This is a genomic window from Paraburkholderia diazotrophica, assembly GCF_900108945.1.
Classification (GTDB): Bacteria; Pseudomonadota; Gammaproteobacteria; order Burkholderiales; family Burkholderiaceae; genus Paraburkholderia; species Paraburkholderia diazotrophica.
The window spans coordinates 56645-73748 of the sequence record NZ_FNYE01000007.1 but is presented as its reverse complement, the minus strand read 5'-3'; the positions used below and the strand labels follow the sequence as shown (position 1 = coordinate 73748).

The following is a 17104-nucleotide window of genomic DNA, read 5'->3' as shown; positions in this document are numbered from 1 at the left end:
AAAAGTAGATTGAATCTATACATATTTGGTCAATTGGCTTCATGAATCAAGTCCCGCAGAATCGTGTTCGTCGTTTTCGTTTCAAGGGATGCATGACATGAACAGACTGAATGGAAAGACCGCCGTGATCACCGGTGGCGGCACGGGTATCGGCCGCGCCGCAGCGAAGCGCTTCATCGAGGAAGGCGCCTTCGTATTCATCTTCGGCCGCCGCCAGGAAGCGCTCGACGCCGCTGTCGCCGACCTTGGGCCGAATGCCCGCGCGGTGACGGGCTCGGTCTCCAACCTGGCCGACCTCGACCGGCTCTACGCGGCGGTGAAGGCCGAGCGCGGAACCCTCGATATCGTCTTCGCCAACGCTGGTGCGGGAAGCCCGCTTCCTCTCGGCCAGATCACCGCCGAGCACATTGACGACACCTTCGACACCAATGTGAAGGGGACGATCTTTACGGTCCAGAAGGCGCTGCCGCTGATGGGTTCAGGCGGTTCGATCATCCTGACGGGATCGAGCGCCGGCACCACGGGCGCCCCGGGATTCACGGCTTACAGCGCGAGCAAGGCAGCGGTGCGCAACCTCGCCCGGACCTGGGCGGAGGACCTGAAGGGCACCGGCATCCGGGTGAACGTGCTGTCGCCCGGGGCGACGGCGACCGAACTAGCCAAGGAGGCGCTGGGCGAAGAAGGCCAGAAGGCCTACGGTGCGATGACGCCGCTCCAGCGTATGGCCGATCCGGCGGAGATCGGGGCGGTCGCCGCCTTTCTTGCGTCCGCGGACAGCAGCTTCATGACCGCGAGCGAGGTCGCCGTTGACGGTGGCCTGGCACAACTCTGAGGAGAAAAATCAAATGACACGATCGCTAAAGGGCAAAACAGCTCTCGTTACCGGGGCATCACGGGGCATTGGCCGCGCCATCGCGGAACGTCTTGCAAAGGATGGTGCGACAGTCGCGCTAACCTACAACGCCAGCAAATCCAGCGCGGACGAGGCGATCGCGGCCATCGGGAAAGCGGGAGGCACCGCGTTCGCGATCCATGCGGATCTCGTTGATCCGGCGACCGTCCCGGCTTTGTTCGAGAGACTCGACGACGAGTTCACCAGGCGGAACGGAAGCAAAACGCTCGACATTCTGGTCAACAACGCTGGCAATTCCGGCTGGGTTGGCTTCAAGGACGCGACGCCGGAGAGTTGGGACACCCTGATGGCGGTCTACGCCCGCGCGCCCTTCTTCATCATTCAGGCCGCTCTCGATCGTCTCTCCGACGGTGGACGCATCGTCAACATTTCTTCCGCTGCCGCCACGAAGCCCGTGACGGCTGCGCCCGTCTACTCGATGGCGAAAGCGGCCATCAACACCCTGACCCATACGCTCGCAATCGAGCTGGGGCCGCGTGGCATCACCGCGAACGCCGTCGCGCCGGGCTTCACGCGAACAGATGCGAACGCCGATTTTCGGGAGAATCCCGAACTCGTCAAGGCGGTCGAGGCCCAAATCGCGCTGGGCCGCTTTGGCGAGCCTTCGGAAATCGCCGCCGTCGTGGCGTTCCTCGCCTCCGATGAAGGCCATTGGGTGACCGGCCAAACGATTGAAGCGAGCGGCGGTTACAAGCTCTGACTGCGCCGGGAAACGAAGGAGAAACATATGAGTTACGCCATCATTGGCTTCGGAAAGATCGGCCACGCACTTGCCAGGGCATTCGCCCGCAACGGCATCGAAGTGGCCGTTGCAACCACGCGCGACCCCGAAAGCTTCGCAGCCGATGCGGCCGCGATCGGACCCACGATTATTCCCCAAACTCTGGCGGAAGCCGTCAAGGCGGACATCGTCTTTTTGGCAGTCCGTTTTGAGTCGCACCCGGAGGTCGCAAAAGCACTGCCCAACTGGAAGGGGAAGACCGTCATCGACGCGATGAACACGCAGGTCCCGCTTGAGGAACTGGGCGGTCTCCCGTCTTCTGCTTTCATCGCGAAGGTGTTCACCGGCGCCAGGGTGGTGAAAGGCTTCAACCATCTGGTCGCTGCCGTCCTTGACCAGGACCCGGCCGTACACGGTGGCAGAAGGGTCGTGTTCCTCGCGAGCGACGATGACGACGCTGCAGCGGAGATCGGCGCGCTTGCGGAAGAGCTCGGTTTCACTGCCATCCAACTCGGCGGGCTTTCCGAAGGCGGACTCCTTGTGCATGCACGCGGGAGAAGCTGGGGTCATCTGATCTTCAAGGACTTGACCGCGTTCGACCGATGAACAACCGTTTCCGACTATTTGCTGATTCGAATGGCCGATTGCCGGGCACAGCCGACGTCCGAGACATTCGAACAGCGCGTCGCCGGAAAATCTCTCATGGTCCTTCGACGAGCTTCAGTTCACGCCCCACCCGTACCGTGCCCTGAAAATGCAGTCCGATGGCGACCTTGCCTTCTTTTTTCGCACGGAGGATGTCGTCGTATTTGTCGACCAGGATGCATTCGTCCGGCTGTGACTGAAGGAACGCCCGGTCACGCGCGACAGCGCGAACGGCATCAAGAGTTGAAGAAGATTCGTCACCAACGACAGTGAAGGACACAAACTTGAATCCGCTTCGCGCAGTTTCTGGGGCACTTCGTCCTTGATTGCCTGAGAGCCAGGGGTGCGCCACGGAAGAGTCATATCGCACACCATTGCATCGGCATGCAGGTTGGCCGCTTGCTCAGAGAGATTCCAGTTGTTCATTGCTATGTCCTGACACAAGCTTTAGAGTTTTTGCTGATGGACCTTACCGATGAGCAGGTTCGTCACGAGCAACGACGTGATTCCAATTGCTCCGAGGTAGTACGCGGGACGAGCGAGCTTCCGGTTTTCGCAAGAAGAACGGTCACAAAGCAAAGCGATGAGACGCCGAAAACAGTCGCACCAATTTCGTACGCAAGCCCCCTCGCACTCGCTCTTATTGCAAGGGGAAGAGATACGCCACCAGGGAATTGCCGCCGGGCGCCGAGTCTGTCGGCGAGCGCTCTCAAGACTGGCATGCAAAGCATTCCAACGACGCCAGTGACGACCAGCGCGACAAAAGGCACATACGTCGGCAACCTGAGCGTCTTGACCGCGTAGGTCGGCGCGTAGACAAGCAATATGCAGGACGACGAGTTGACGATTGCCGCGCGTGCCACAGCGATGACTATCCCCAGCGCAGCCTGACGCATGTGCTGTCCCACAGATACTTTCTTCTGAAGCGTATCCGATGATGAACTGTCGCGCACTTGGGGGTGACTGAGTCGCCGCCTACTGAGCAGGGCTGGAGGCATCGCACTCGACATCAGCAGACGCGTTGCCGGAGCCCGTTTTCTTCAGCGAAAGAACGAGTCGGCTTCCCCGGTTCGCGGTGATGATCTGTCCGTAGCTCACCGTGGGGATGAACTGAATATCCGGCGCGACGGCCACCGGCGGATTTCTTGCGCCGTCGACGGTCAGGTCGAGCTCTACGGTAATGGAGTCGATAACAACACCCCGGTCCTGTTTCCGTGCCGCTTCAGTCTTCCTGAAATTGCACAGGCCCTGAAGAACCTGCTCAAGAGCAGTTGGAATATCGACGGGCTTGCCTGGTGGAATCGGCGGCGTGTTGCAGCCGGCCGCCAGAAAGGGCAAGACACACAGGGGAAGAGAGAGCCATGCACGCATCAGGACTCCGGGGCGGGATTGATAATTGATTGGCGATAAAGCCTCGATATCCGTGAACTACCGATCGCAGCCATGATCATCACTGGCCTCGCACTGCGGTCCGTTTCCAACGCCTGAGCGTACCTTCATGACGAACTCCCATGAAAGCGGCGTTGGTGTTCCTGTGAGAGAGAGTCTTCAGCTTATACAACCTGAAGAGAATGTTGTATTGGACCTTGGTCCAATGACTGATTGTGCTCAACGGTAATGCGCCACGGCCTGGGTGAGCTCATTGCGCCGGTTGACCGGCTGCCTTATCGCCCCCTGTCGTTTCCTGCTGCCGAAAGCGGCAAGCCCAGCAACGCCAGTCCAGCGCAAATCGTGAGGAACAGACCGACAAACAACGCCAATGCAGCCAGCCATCCGTCCGTCTGCACAGATTGCCCCGTGACCTCTGCATACCGCCAGAGTAAGGGCCCTGCGGCGGCAAGTAATACCCCGAAGACGACACCCGACGCGGCCCCCATCATATGCCGACGGCCTGCGCCGGCCACATTGAGTGCGACGAGCTGCCGATCGACGCCATCTTTTTCGAGGGACGCCCTGGCCGGCGTCCTGGACGCGGTATCCAATGACCCATCTGGAGGTTGGTATCCGTTAGCTCGCAGTCTTCCGGAGATCAGGCGGTCGCTCGTCGTTGAAGGCGCTTTTGACATCCAGCTCTCCATGCACACGTCCGTATCACCTATGGCTTCAGCACTTTCCGGGCCTGGACATCCAACGACTGTGCGCCTCGCCCCGGCGCGGAGGCTCCATTGCAATACTTCCGTCTGATGCTTCCGTCGATCGAGGTGTTCCCGGGCGATGGCTTAAATCGCCCGTGCACCGACACAGCAATACGCTGACTGGGCAATTTGCGGGCCGCCAAAGAACATCGAAAGCGCCGACGGCCCGATAACGGCGTTGGTACTAACGCTATCGTTTCAGTTCGATTGCTTCCGGATAGAATCTGTTCGTCCTGCACGCATTTCTGCTTTCCCGATGCGAGAGAGAACTTGCGCGCGGGGCCAGTCCTGCCTCTCTGGTTGCGGGCTCGCGGCACGAAGGTATCAACCAAAATGCTGAAACTCGGTGGTGCGTTGCTGCTGGCAATCGCGGCCGTGTGCGCGTGGGCCGACACACCCTCGCTGTATTCCCGCAGTGCGATCGTGTACGACGTCGCGCGCGGCGAAGTCCTGCTGGAAAAGAATGCTGATGATGTTAGACCGATCGCATCGCTGACGAAGCTGATGACAGCGATGGTCGTGATTGACCAGGCACAGGTGTTGACCGATACCGTGACTGTTGAAGACGCCGACATCGACCGCCTCAAGCACTCGGGTTCGCACCTTTCGATCGGCACTTCGCTCGAACGCGAGGACATGCTTCGTATGGCGCTCGTGACATCCGACAATCGCGCGGCCTCCGCTCTGTCGCGCGCCTACCCTGGCGGTCAGTTGGCGTTCGTCGACGCGATGAACAGCAAGGCGCGCGCGCTACGCATGACCGACACGCACTTCGGCGATCCAAGCGGCCTTTCGCCGGGCAATGTCTCTACCGCTCGTGATGTCATCATGATGGCGTTAGCGGCAACGCGCTATCCGATGATCAGTTCGTTCACCACGCTGGCAAGATATGAACAGGCTGTTGGCGGCCGGATCAGGTTCTATCACAACACCGATCCCGTCGTGCTTTGGCCGGACTGGGACGTCCGCCTGGCCAAAACCGGCTACACGCGCGAGGCCGGACGCTGCATAGTCGTCGACGCCATAGTGTCGGGCAACCCAGTGATCATTGCACTGCTCGGCGCCAGTTCATCCCGTGCACGCGCCGCGGATCTTATAACAATCCGCGCCTGGATGAGTGGAGAGCCAACTCCCATCAACATGCCTCGGCTATATCGCGCCGCAGCGCATTCGCATCACCACCATGCCGCCACCGCCAGCCATTTGCATCACGTGAAAGTGGTTTCTCCAGCCTGGCGGACCATTTCCGCGATTCCTTCACGCCGCCACGCGTGGCATCGCATCAATGCCAGTCGCGCGGCGGCGCAGCTTTACCCGACTGGCAAATCCGGAACGATGGCTGCAGATTGACGTCGAATATTCTCGTCCATGTGTCGTTCATTAACGATATCCCCTGCATGTTGTCGATCGGGTCTTTCTTGACGCAAAAAAAATACTAATAAGACTGGCGTTCCTGTCATGTGATCGCGACGGCACCGCTGCCCGCGCGTATCGTCAATACAGCGCCGGGTTCGAGCACGAAGCGTCGCCCGCGTGCTGCGACTGCGACGCCCTGTGTGTTGTCGCGTGCGGCGCGAAGCGCAACGGCTTGCGCGCTGCCTTCGAGCTGCAACTGCTGATGACGGAACATCAGCGACAGGCGCGTTCGCGGCAATGCGCGCGGCCATGCGGGATCGAACTGCAACACGCCGTCTTCGAAGTCGACGCCGCCATAGTGGCGCACGACCACATCGAGCGTCCCCGCGAGCGCGCCCAGATGCAATCCCTCGTGCGCGCTGCCTTCGAGCGGCGTGACATCGGTTGTCAGCGCATTGGAGAAGTACGCCCACGAACGCTCGGGCTGGCCGCGCGCGAGCGCACCTGCGCACACCACCTGCGACAGACTCGATTCGTGCGTCATGCGGGCAAGGTAATAGTCGAGCGTGCGACGCGCGGCAGTTGCGTCGAACGCATAGCCCGCCTGCGCGAGCAACTCGCGCAACTTCGTCTCGCCCAGCAGATAGAACAGCATCACGACATCGGGCTGCTTCGAGACCTGCCATGCATTCACCGTATCGCCGGCACGTTCGAGCGACCAGTCCACGCGCGCGCCGTCATCGGCGAGTCCTTTCGGATCGGCGGCTCGCCGCAGGCGCGCGAAGCCTTCGAACTGTTCGATCACGCCATCGTCGACGAAAGGCACAGCCAGATTGCGCGCAACGTCGAGCCATCGATCCGGCTCGTCGTCGCGCAACGCAATCTTGCGCGCCAGCGCGGCGCGGTCGCGCTCGACGAGCGATGCGAGCGCCTTGTGCGCGCATCGCAGCGTCCACATCGCCATCACGTTCGTGTATGCGTTGTTGCGCAGGCCGGGCCTGTTCGTTTGCGGCGATAGATCGTGATACTCGTCCGGCCCGATCACGCAGTCGATCGCATAGCGGCCGATGCGTTCGTCGAACGTCGCTGCGCTCGCCCAGAAGCGCGCGATTTCGATGATCATCTCAGCGCCGCGGTCGCGAAAGAATCCGTCATCCGCTGAGGCGCCCCAGTAGCGCCAGATGTTCCATGCGATCGACGAGCCGACATGCTGTTCGAGACGCGTATGGTCGCGCATCCAGTGGCCATCGAGCGGATTGAACTGCAGGCGCGGTGTTTCTTCATCGCCCGTTGCCGCGCTTCGCCACGGATACATCGCGCCTTCGAGACCCGCCGCGCGCGCCGCCGAGCGAGCCACGTCGAGACGCCGGTAGCGATAGAGCAGCGGCCCGCGCGCATGATCCGGCTCGTCGCGCGTGACGACGGGCAGCACGAACAGGTCGTCCCAGAACACATGACCGTGGTAGCCCTCCTGCCAGCCGCGTGCGGGAATGCCGGCGTCCTCGAGCGCCGAATGCGCGGACACCGTCTGCAGCACGTGAAACGCGCGCAGGTTCAGTTGACGCACGAGCGGCTCATCGTCGCCATCGGCACGCACGCCGTCCCACGTCGGTTGCCATGCGCGAAGATGCGCGTCATACAGACTGTCCGCGCTGCCTGCGCGCCGCAAACTGGCGAGCGCCGCATCGGCGGGATCGGGCGCGAGTGCATCGCGCGACGTATGCACCGACACGATCTTGTCGATGCATACCGTCTCGCCCGCGCGCAGATGCACGGTACGACGCGTGAAGCAGGCCGCGCCCTCTTTCCATTCGACGCGCGGGGCGATCTCGTCACTCGCGCACTGCACATCCACGCGCGATCCGATTGCGATGCTCACCTGCGCGCCCGACAACCTCGCGCTCGTCAGCAGCACGCCATCGGGTTGTATCGCATGCATCACGTCGACGATGTGGCGGCCATCGAACGCGCGCTGCCTTTCGACGATCGCATTGCGCACATCGCCGTCCGTGCCGTCGGCGATATCGAGCGGCCCTGACCAGTCGCACGCGGTGACGTGCCAGCGGATCACGAACACGGATGGATGCGCCGCGCTGACAAAACGCGATTCGACGATCTGCGTCGTGCCGTCCGCGATGCGCAGCAGCAGCGTCCGCGTTGCTTGCGCCGTCTCCATGTCGAGTGCATGCGTGTAGCGAACGAGCTGCGCCGTATGCGTCCCGAGCCACGGCTCGCCGCCGCGCCGTACCGCAAGCCCGTCGCATCCGGCAGGCGCGGCAGGAATGCCGCGCGCAAGGTCTCGCCGTTCGCGCATGCTGTCACCGGGTTGTAAAGCCCCGCGCGATAGATGCCGGGATAGTGCGCGTGCGCTTCGTCGGGCGGGTAGTTTGTCGGGTACGTGGACGTATGTGCGAGGCGCTGTTCCGGCGCGCTTGCACGCACGAACAGCACGCCATTGCCGAGACCGAGCAGCGACTCGCGGCGCCGCTCGTCGCGCGGATCGTAGGCATCGAAACGCAACGGTTGCGTGTCTGGATTCATGAGCGGTCGGTGAGCAATCAGCGAACCCGGCACATTGCCCGATGCCGCTGACTAACAAGTATCCCCGTGCCTCACGCGTCGTCTACGCACGGTCGATGTCCGAACGTCGGGTGCTGCCAGCCCACGTACTGCGGAATGCGCCGGACTCCCGTCTACCGGTAACACGATCGTGCCGCATCGGCGACACACTTTTGATAGGCCTCGTGGCAATCCTGAGTGCACCTTCTCTGCTGTTCGGCCACGCTATTGGCATCATTCGTCCGACCGGAAGACGTGCATTGGCATTGCGCCAATGTGGAATTACAGATGCTGACCTGAACGGATACGCAGCGTTGGTCAACCTCAGCACGCGCGTTGGAAGACGGCAGCGCCATGACAAGAACCAACAAGCTGACCACGAGGATGCTCACGTTCGTCTCCCGCTACAAAGTCGATCGCACGCTTCAGGCTTCTGAGCCGGATACAGCTCATGCGTCGCTTCATCATCTCCCGAAGCCGCCGTTACGGACGCTCCTGCACTGCACCGACGACTGGCCCGTTGGCCGTGCCCGTCGGTTAAAGCGCCGCGAGTTTGCAACGCGTTACCGACGGACCCATTTAGACCATACGGGAAATTCCATGCGAAAACGCCTGGCTACGCATCTGTCTGCTAGCCCTGATACGCCATCAGCCTGCGTGCGATCGGCGATCGCATCAGCATGACGGCAAGCAGCGTCAGTGACCCGTAACGCGTTCCCAACCGTGCCGCACGGCAGCCTTGAATCGTTCCCAGCCACTTTCCGGATAACGCGACTCCCAATGCTCGCGAGCGCTGGGCTCAACCTGTTGCCAGTCCTGCATACGATATCGCTCGTCCTGCCCGAGCGTGGCGCCATGCGTGTAGGCGCGCCGATATTCGTCGTATGAGCCGCCCGTGTTCGCATAGTGAGCGTCATAGTCCTTGCGAAATTCATCGTCGTAGGGGTCATCGTCCAGCGGGGTGCCCATGACAGGATCGCCCACGAGACCAGTCCCCGACGTCTGCTGCGCCTTCGCGCCAGCCGTGCCCGCGCTGGAATCGGATGGAGCCGCTGCGCGGGATTTAAGATCCGCGTCCACACCTGCCGATGTTCGTGCGAACCCGACGTCGGGTACACCCGATAACTGCTGTCTTTGCTCCATAGAAGGCTCGGATCGTCGCTCCTCGGTGTGCGTTGTCACCTGCTGCATCCCGCCGACCATGTTCGGTCCGGACGACGGCGACGCAGTGCTCGGCGTTTCCGTTCCGGCGGCGGCAGAAGCATCGCTGGCAAATTCCGCCGGCAATGCCGAATCCGGCGAGGTGTCGCGCGAGGTAACGGGCTTCTCCATTTCGTCCAACGAAGGCGCCGTGCCCGCGACCCGTCCGCTGCCTGACATCGCGTCGTCCTGTCGCCGCGTTGCCGACTCGTACTGGCTGGAGGAATCGCGCGCCGCCGGGCTACCTGGATCTGGCGCGTGTTCCGACATGCCTTTTTCCGCGGAACCATTCCGCCATGCATTGGCGCGCTCCCCGATGTCGGCTGCGCCCGCGCGGCGCATCGCCTCACGCGCCAGATCGACCTGCGTTTCGACAACATCGGCGCTGACAACTGTTCCGCCGCGGCGGATGAATTCCCTGTAATCCTCCGTTTCCGGCGGATACTCGCCCCGCCTGAAGATCCGTGCGAACAGTTGCTCGAGTTGATCAAAGACCGGCTTGTGATGGTGCACATCGCCACCGCCGGGCGCATAGACGCGCGGGCCCTTTTCGACTGGGACATCGGCCGACATCGAGTAAATGGCGATATCGGCCTGCTCAACGCCCGCCTCGCCTAGCGCCCGCTGCGCCGAACACGCGTCCGCGTATCTGTCGTACACGCCTAAAATAATCTTTCTCATGACTGTCTCCCTCCGCAATCGCCGTCCAGCAACTTCGCCACCATATGGACGACACGCGCAACACCTATGCCCGCTCCGGCCGGGCCACAATTGCGAGACGGCGCGCGACGGCCGTCTGTCGAGACCCGCTGCGGAGAGACGATCATAGGAGCGCTGATTACTTCAGTTTTATCGCCGCGAGCATCCGGAATCGACCATGCTGGCGGTAAAGCCCAATCGCCCTTGAAGAGATGCACTCGGCGGCCAGTAGACCACTGGCTGCTTCACGACGCAGCCGCCCCCGCATCTTGCGGCACCGCCGGTGCCTGCCACGGCGCAACATTGATCGCACGTGTCGAGTAATCGGTATAGCTCAAGCCGAACAGCAGCCCCAGTGTCAGCAATGCGGCGATGGCGGCGATGCGCAGCATCGCGGACGCCCGGCGCAGGTGCATGAAGTAGAGCGCCACGAGCAACGCTTTTGCCGTCGCAATACCGAAGTTGATCACGCTATTCCATGGGCCGAGCTTCAGGTACGAACTGCTGAATGTCAGCAGCAGCAATGCCAGAAGTGCAGCCCACACCTTGAGTTGGCCCACATACCGATGCGCATCATGCGAGCTCATCCGCTACTCCTTCCGACGAGGTATAGCAAGGGATAAAGAAAAATCCACACGATGTCGACGAAGTGCCAATAAAGGCCGGCCACTTCGATGCGTTCAGCTGCAGCAAATCGGCGCTCGCCGCGTGAGAGGCCAAGCGCAAAGACAACGACCATGATAGAGCCGACGATCAGATGCAGTGCATGAAGCCCGGTCATGCCGAAATAGAGGAAATAGAACAACTGGGCGGCGTCGGCATGGCGTGAATCGGGAAAAGCAAACCCTGAACCTGGCACGAGGTGCTCATGCCACTCTGTCCAATACTCGGTGCCCTTGATGACGAGGAACACGGCGCCAAGCGCGGCCGTGAAAAACAACATGCACGCGGCGAGCCGCACTGCATCCATTTTCCTTGCCTGAACGGCGATCGCCATCAGCATGCTGCTCGTCAACAGAACGGCCGTGTTGATCGTGCCGAGCATGATATCGGTGTGACGGCTTGCAGCGGCAAAGCCTTCGGCAAAATGCATGCGTCCGTAGTGGTAACCCAAAAAGAGCGGGCCGAAGAACATCAACTCCGTCGCAAGAAAAGTCCACATGCCCAGTGTCGAGGCTGCTTCCTGTTGCGCGGCGGTATCGAACTGTTCGGCGTGAAGCGTCATTGCGGCGCCTCGTTTCCGGTTTCCGGATCGTACTCGTACGCATCTCGCTGCACGAGGGGCGTGTGTTCGAAGTTATGCTTGGGCGGCGGTGAAGACGTTTGCCATTCGAGGCCGGTGGCACGCCAGGGGTTGGACCCGGCACGCTCGCCGTAGAAAAGCGACCATATCAGATAGCACATTGGCAACAGGTAGCCGACTGCGAGTATCGAAGCACCGGCCGACGACAAAACATTCATCACCTGAAACTCCGGCGGATATGCGTGATAGCGGCGAGGCATGCCTTCGAAGCCGAGCAGGTACTGCGGGAAGAACGTCAGATTGAAGCCGAAAAAAATAATCAGAGCGGCCACGCGGCCCCACATTTCCGGGTACATGCGTCCCGTCATCTTCGGCCACCAGAAGTGGATGCCGCCCAGGTACGCCATCACCGTGCCGCCGACCATGATGTAGTGAAAGTGCGCGACGACGTAATAGGTGTCCGTCAGGTGCACATCCAACGCCAGCGAGGCCAGTGTCAACCCCGCAAGACCGCCGATGGTGAAAAGGCCGACGAAGCCGAGTGCATAAAGCATGGGCGCGGAAAATGTAATGCGGCCCTTGTAGAGTGTCGCCGTCCAGTTGAAGACCTTGATGGCCGACGGAATCGCAACCAGAAAAGACAGTAGCGAGAACACCATGCTCGCGTACATCGACTGACCCGACACGAACATGTGGTGACCCCAAACCAGAAAACCGATCGATGCAATACCAAGGATTGCATACGCCATGAAGCGGTAGCCGAAAATGCGCTTGCGCGCGAAGCACGGAATGATCTCACTCGCCACGCCCATCGCCGGCAGCACCATGATGTAGACGGCTGGATGCGAGTAGAACCAGAAAAGGTGCTGGAAAAGCAGCGGATCGCCGCCCAGGGCCGGATCGAAGATACCGATATGCAGCAGGCGTTCGGCCCCGACCAACGCGAGCGTCATTGCCAGCACCGGCGTGGCGAGCACGAGGATGATCGAGGTGGCGTAGTTGGCCCATACGAAGAGCGGCAAGCGGAACCAGGTCATGCCCGGCGCGCGCATCGTGTGCACGGTGACAATAAAATTCAACCCGGTCAGGATGGACGAAAAACCGACAATGAACACGCCAGTCACCGCGAGTATCACGTTGCTGTTTGAGAACATCGTCGAAAACGGCGTGTAAAAGGTCCACCCCGTATCCACGCCGCCCGCATAGAGCGCGCCCAGCGTAAAGAGCCCGCCTACCACGTATATGTACCAGCTCATCAGGTTCAGGCGAGGAAAGGCAAGATCGCGCGCGCCTATCATCATCGGCATCAAAAAGTTGCCGAGCGCCGAAGGAATCGACGGGATCAGAAACAGCCACACCATGATGACGCCATGCGCGGTAAACAACCGGTTATACGTGTCGGCCGAGACCAGCGCGCCTTGCGGCGTGATCAGATTCAACCGCAACATGGCCGCGGCCGCGCCGCCGACGAAAAAAAATGCCGTAATCGACACCATGTAAAGCCAGCCAATGCGCTTGTGATCGTGGGTGGTGAGCCACGACTTCAATGACCAGTCTTCCAGATAATCCGACACTTCGGCTTCACTGACCCGCGCGTGCATCGTCGCCTCCAGTGGAACGGATGTATTCGATGATGGCCAATACGTCTTCCTCGCTGATCTGTCCAGCGAACGACGGCATGATCGGCTCGTAACCGGCCACGATATCCTTGCGCGGCAGCAGAACGGAGTCGCGGATATATGCTTCGTCCGCAACGAGCGAACGGCCATCCGCCAGATGGACCTCGCGTCCCAGCAAGCCATGCAGATCGGGGGCGTGGACCGACGATTGCGCCTCATGGCATCCGCTGCAGCCATAGCGCCGGTACAGCTCAAAGCCATGAGCGGCAATGCCCGGCCGGGCGTTGCCGCTTGCCAGCCACGCGGCGAATTCGCTCGGCTGCATCACGACGATGCGCCCGCCCATAGCGGCGTGTTCTGTGCCGCAATACTCGGCACAATGAAGATGGAATTCGCCCGTTTCAGTCGCGATAAACCAGATCGTCGTGTATCGCCCCGGCACGACATCCTGCTTGATCCGGAAAGCGGGCACGTAAAAGCTGTGGATGACGTCCTGCGAAGTCATCACGAGGCGCACCGGCTTATTCACGGGCACATGCAGTTCGTCGATCTCTCGCTTGCCGTTCGCATGCTCCAGCTTCCACATCCACTGTTTTGCGACCACGAACACGGGCATCGCATCGGGTGGCGCGCGATAGAGTTGTGTGAAGTCATAGGCGGCCCATGCAAATGTGCCGATAAAGAGCAGGAGCGGAGTCACGGTCCAGGCGATTTCGATCCAGCGAACGGCCGTCGGCGCATGGCTGCGATCGGCTGCCGATCCCGCGCGGTAGCGGATCGAAAACACAACGACGAGGAACGCCACGGCAAAAGCGACGATGACCAGTACGATTGTCTGCGTGATGAAGAGCGCGTCGTAGCGGCCGCTTGCTGTTGTCGCGCTCTGTGGAAGGAGATGGAAGGAAGCATTCATGTTATGCCCTTCTCGTCGCACGCCACAGCCAGATGACGAGCCCCGCCAGCACCATCAGACATACCGCGCGCACGCCTGCGATGACTTGCGGGCTATAACGGCCCGTCACCGGGTCGTAATGCAAGCACAGTAGAAGCAGCTGATCGACCGGAGAGCCGATGCTTCCCGATGAAGCATCAATCAGCGCGAGCCGCACATCGCGCGGGTCAAAGCGCACTCCCATGAAGTAATGCGAGACGCGGCCATCAGGCGTGGCAACGATGAAGCCCGCCGGATGCACGTACTGTTGCAGTTGCCCGTCATAGACGTATTCGAACCCGACGCTGCTCGCCAGTGCGTCGACTTCCGGCTTCGCCCCGGTCAGCAAGGTCAGCTGCACACCCGTGTTGGCAAGCAAGGGCGCATAAGAAGCTTTCTTGCGAGCGGCGAGCCCGGGAGTCTCCGATGGATCGATGCTCACGCCCAACACACGGTACGCGTGCGGCGGAACACCGGCCGCGGCCAGAGTCTCGAGCACGCCATCCATCAGCGTGCTGCACAGGTTGGGACAATGGAAATAACCAAGCACCAACACCACCGGTTGGTCGCCAAAATACTCGCCAAGGCGCGTGGGGCGCCCGTTGTCGTCGACAAACGTGCCGGATAAAGGCAGTTTCGCGTTGAGCCGTTGCACGTATCGCGTCTGCTCGGGCGGACGAACCGCGAGTACCTGCGCGCTCACCGGCTGCTGTCGGAGCAGGCCGATAACACATGCAAATGCAATGAGAAGCACCCATCGGCACCGCCTCATTCGAGCGATGCCGTACGCAAAGCAGCGGCCCGCAACGAACTCAAAGAACTCACCCGCGATGTGCCGCGATCCGTGCAGACGCGTCATGGGGACTCCTTGCGCTCATCGATCGGTTTGCCGCTTTGGCCTTGGTTTTGGCCTTGGTTTTGGCCTTGGTTTTGGCCTTGGTTTTGGCCTTGGTTTTGGCCTTGGTTTTGGCCTTGGTTTTGGCCTTGGTCTTGGCCTTGGCCTTGGCCTTGGCCTTGGCCTTGGCCTTGGCCTTGGCCTTGGCCTTGGCTTTGGCCTTGACTTGCCATGATGCGCATCGCCTCTTCAACCGGAATACGCGCGATGCCGTGTTGCCGATCGATCCATTCCCACGATTCGAGCAATTTGCGTTTTTCGGCCTCATATTCGGCACGCTCTTGCCGCGGCGCGCTTTGCAATGCGGGCGGTGTCGCTTGCGGCACAGTCCCGGCATTGGGGCCGCCGGACGGCGCCCCCCACCGCTGCCAAAGCAGCCATGCCGCCAGCACGACGAGTGTGATGCCAATCGCAATGGCAGCGCTGCCCCACAGCACGCCGCGGACGTTCACTTCGTCAGGAGCCGGTGACGTTTCCGTTTGGCGTTCAGACATGACCAGCCCCTGCGGCGGTGGCGGCGGCAATGCGAGGACTCTTCTTTACTGCCACGTAGGCAGCAGCAAAAAAAGCGGTGATTGTGAGCGGCACAGTCCATAGCCACTGCAACCAGCCGACCGGCAGCGAGGGAAAGACTGTCCACCAAACGTCGAGCTGATGAGCTACAAGCAATGCGGCGGCGAGCCATCCGAGCAGCACGGGCGCTTCCTTGGCATTGCGAAAAAGCAGGATCAGGAGCGGTGCGAAAAAATGAAACAGCGCCAGCAGCCAGGCAACGTAGAGCCAGCCGTGCTTCATGCGCGGGATGTACCAGGCGATTTCATGCGGCAGATCCTCAGCCCAGATAATGAGGAACTGGGTGAACGCAAGATAGGCCCATGTCATGACGTACATCAGCAACAGGTTGCCGAGGTCTCGAAAGACGATGGGCTTCGGCAAAGGACGCATGCGCGTCGCCAGCAGTGCAGCGAGCGCCATGCCCGCGAGCGCCTGGCTCACACCTGCCAGCATGCCGAACACGCTGGAATACCAGACAGGCATCAGCGACATCACCCAATCGACGGCCGCAACGCTTACCGTCAAGCCGTAGACGATCAGTGATGCAGCCGAAAACCGCGCTGAGCGCCGCAGCGCCGGCTGCCTTGAAAGCGTTGCGAGCAACGTCCAGACAGCGAGATAAAAGATGCTGCGCACAACAAACAACCAGGGCGTGAGCCACCTATCCTTGAACCAGGCACTCTGTGCCGGCAGTTCGCCCGCCCAGCGCTCAACGCCGACGGATGCTCGCGCCGCCCATGGATACAGCTCGTGCATGCCGATCAGCACCGGCAAGAAAAGCAACGCCAAAATCCATATGAGGCGCGACAGTTCGAGCAGGGGCACGCGAATCGCCTCCCCCCATCGCCCGCCCGTCAGATTGTGGACCCAGACGTTTGCGAGGCCACCCATGACGAGCCCGCAACAGAACCACCAGGTCGCAAGATAGGCGCCGAGGAACGCTGCAGGCGCTAATGACCAGGCCGTGATGCAGGCGGCGATCACGGCAGCAAGCGCAACCAGCGGGAGATACCGGTTCATTGGGTCTCTCCCGGCTTTATGGCCTTCAGACGCTCGAGTACGTCAGCGGGTAGCTTCGAGACATCGGCATGCTGGCTCAGCTGCAGTGCGCGGATATAAGCAACGATGGCCCAGCGGTCCGGCGGATCGACCCGGTCCGCGTACGGATACATCACGCCATAGCCGTTGGTGACCACGTCGAAGAAGTGCCGGTCGGGCGCCTGGCGCAGGCGCTCGTCGTGATACGACGGCGGATGGGGAAAGCCTCGCCGGGCGATCAATCCGTCACCGTCGCCGACCGCGCTGTGGCAAGGCATGCAATAGATTTGATACCGTTGTCGGCCACGCAGCAAAAGTTGCATCGTCACCGGATAGGGATTGGCTTGCGCAGCCGCGGCCGCGATGTCTTTGCCCACCTCATCGGTGCCCTTGCGCCCACTCGAGGTGCCCGCGAACGGTCCTTGCGAATAGGGCACGCTCCCTTGCGGCAGCGGGCGCGACGAATTGCCGTCAGCGAACAACTCGCTACGCGAAAGCGGCTTGTATTTGGGCTGGTCGTACATGTCCTGCTTCGCCTTCTCGCATCCGCCCAGCGACACGGCCACGCAGCAGGATAGCAATGTCGCCGCCACCC

General features: G+C 61.2%; 16 protein-coding genes and 1 pseudogene. 4 read left to right on the top strand and 13 right to left on the bottom strand.

Annotation, left to right across the window (positions count from 1 at the left end; genetic code table 11):
- Window positions 1-97: 97 nt before the first annotated feature.
- The 3 genes from BMW76_RS11695 to BMW76_RS11685 are packed head-to-tail and all read left to right on the top strand — an operon-like array spanning window position 98 to window position 2240.
- A complete protein-coding gene (locus tag BMW76_RS11695; RefSeq protein WP_090865450.1) occupies window positions 98-832 on the top strand; it encodes an SDR family NAD(P)-dependent oxidoreductase in 735 nt (244 codons plus the stop codon).
- Window positions 833-845: 13 nt separating this feature from the next.
- On the top strand, window positions 846-1613 hold the full coding sequence (locus tag BMW76_RS11690; RefSeq protein WP_090865295.1) for an SDR family NAD(P)-dependent oxidoreductase: 768 nt from the start codon (window positions 846-848) through the stop codon (window positions 1611-1613).
- Between the two features lie 27 nt (window positions 1614-1640).
- On the top strand, window positions 1641-2240 hold the full coding sequence (locus tag BMW76_RS11685) for an NADPH-dependent F420 reductase (protein ID WP_090865294.1): 600 nt from the start codon (window positions 1641-1643) through the stop codon (window positions 2238-2240).
- A 94-nt stretch (window positions 2241-2334) separates the two neighbouring features.
- Here the strand turns inward: BMW76_RS11685 and BMW76_RS40295 are convergent, their stop codons facing one another.
- On the bottom strand, window positions 2335-2559 hold the full coding sequence (locus BMW76_RS40295) for an amidohydrolase family protein (RefSeq protein WP_177200361.1): 225 nt from the start codon (window positions 2557-2559) through the stop codon (window positions 2335-2337).
- 695 nt (window positions 2560-3254) lie between these two features.
- Window positions 3255-3650: a hypothetical protein gene (locus BMW76_RS11680; protein ID WP_090865293.1), complete on the bottom strand. Its 396-nt coding sequence runs from the start codon at window positions 3648-3650 to the stop codon at window positions 3255-3257.
- A 1097-nt stretch (window positions 3651-4747) separates the two neighbouring features.
- Here BMW76_RS11680 and BMW76_RS11670 point away from each other — a divergent pair.
- A complete protein-coding gene (locus BMW76_RS11670; protein ID WP_090865291.1) occupies window positions 4748-5764 on the top strand; it encodes a D-alanyl-D-alanine carboxypeptidase family protein in 1017 nt (338 codons plus the stop codon).
- A gap of 106 nt (window positions 5765-5870) precedes the next feature.
- Here BMW76_RS11670 and BMW76_RS42785 read toward each other — a convergent pair whose 3' ends face one another.
- The 11 genes and pseudogenes from BMW76_RS42785 to BMW76_RS11615 form a co-directional block, all read right to left on the bottom strand.
- Window positions 5871-6101 (bottom strand): glycosyl hydrolase family 65 protein, encoded by a 231-nt coding sequence (locus BMW76_RS42785; RefSeq protein WP_407668946.1) that lies wholly within the window; start codon window positions 6099-6101, stop codon window positions 5871-5873.
- A 105-nt stretch (window positions 6102-6206) separates the two neighbouring features.
- Window positions 6207-8311: pseudogene (locus BMW76_RS42780) on the bottom strand (glycoside hydrolase family 65 protein); the annotation flags it as partial.
- A gap of 714 nt (window positions 8312-9025) precedes the next feature.
- Complete coding sequence (locus tag BMW76_RS11655; RefSeq protein WP_090865288.1) at window positions 9026-10210, bottom strand: hypothetical protein; 1185 nt, start codon at window positions 10208-10210, stop codon at window positions 9026-9028.
- Window positions 10211-10473: 263 nt separating this feature from the next.
- Window positions 10474-10815: a cytochrome C oxidase subunit IV family protein gene (locus BMW76_RS11650; RefSeq protein ID WP_090865287.1), complete on the bottom strand. Its 342-nt coding sequence runs from the start codon at window positions 10813-10815 to the stop codon at window positions 10474-10476.
- Window positions 10812-11453: a cytochrome c oxidase subunit 3 gene (locus BMW76_RS11645; RefSeq protein ID WP_090865286.1), complete on the bottom strand. Its 642-nt coding sequence runs from the start codon at window positions 11451-11453 to the stop codon at window positions 10812-10814. The genes BMW76_RS11650 and BMW76_RS11645 overlap by 4 nt, the downstream gene beginning before the upstream one ends.
- Window positions 11450-13072, bottom strand: coding sequence for a cytochrome c oxidase subunit I (ctaD, locus tag BMW76_RS11640; protein ID WP_090865285.1), 1623 nt, complete (start codon window positions 13070-13072; stop codon window positions 11450-11452). Before ctaD ends, BMW76_RS11645 begins: the two co-directional genes overlap by 4 nt.
- On the bottom strand, window positions 13053-14003 hold the full coding sequence (coxB, locus tag BMW76_RS11635; protein WP_090865284.1) for a cytochrome c oxidase subunit II: 951 nt from the start codon (window positions 14001-14003) through the stop codon (window positions 13053-13055). Before coxB ends, ctaD begins: the two co-directional genes overlap by 20 nt.
- A gap of 1 nt (window position 14004) precedes the next feature.
- Window positions 14005-14880 carry an SCO family protein gene (locus BMW76_RS11630; RefSeq protein WP_090865283.1) on the bottom strand — a complete coding sequence of 292 codons (876 nt, stop codon included), beginning with the start codon at window positions 14878-14880 and terminating at the stop codon, window positions 14005-14007.
- A complete protein-coding gene (locus BMW76_RS41090; RefSeq protein ID WP_218162531.1) occupies window positions 14843-15253 on the bottom strand; it encodes a hypothetical protein in 411 nt (136 codons plus the stop codon). The genes BMW76_RS11630 and BMW76_RS41090 overlap by 38 nt, the downstream gene beginning before the upstream one ends.
- Window positions 15254-15402: 149 nt before the next feature.
- A complete protein-coding gene (locus tag BMW76_RS11620; protein WP_177200359.1) occupies window positions 15403-16491 on the bottom strand; it encodes a hypothetical protein in 1089 nt (362 codons plus the stop codon).
- Window positions 16488-17033, bottom strand: coding sequence for a c-type cytochrome (locus BMW76_RS11615; protein ID WP_245763186.1), 546 nt, complete (start codon window positions 17031-17033; stop codon window positions 16488-16490). The genes BMW76_RS11620 and BMW76_RS11615 overlap by 4 nt, the downstream gene beginning before the upstream one ends.
- Window positions 17034-17104 lie beyond the last annotated feature (71 nt).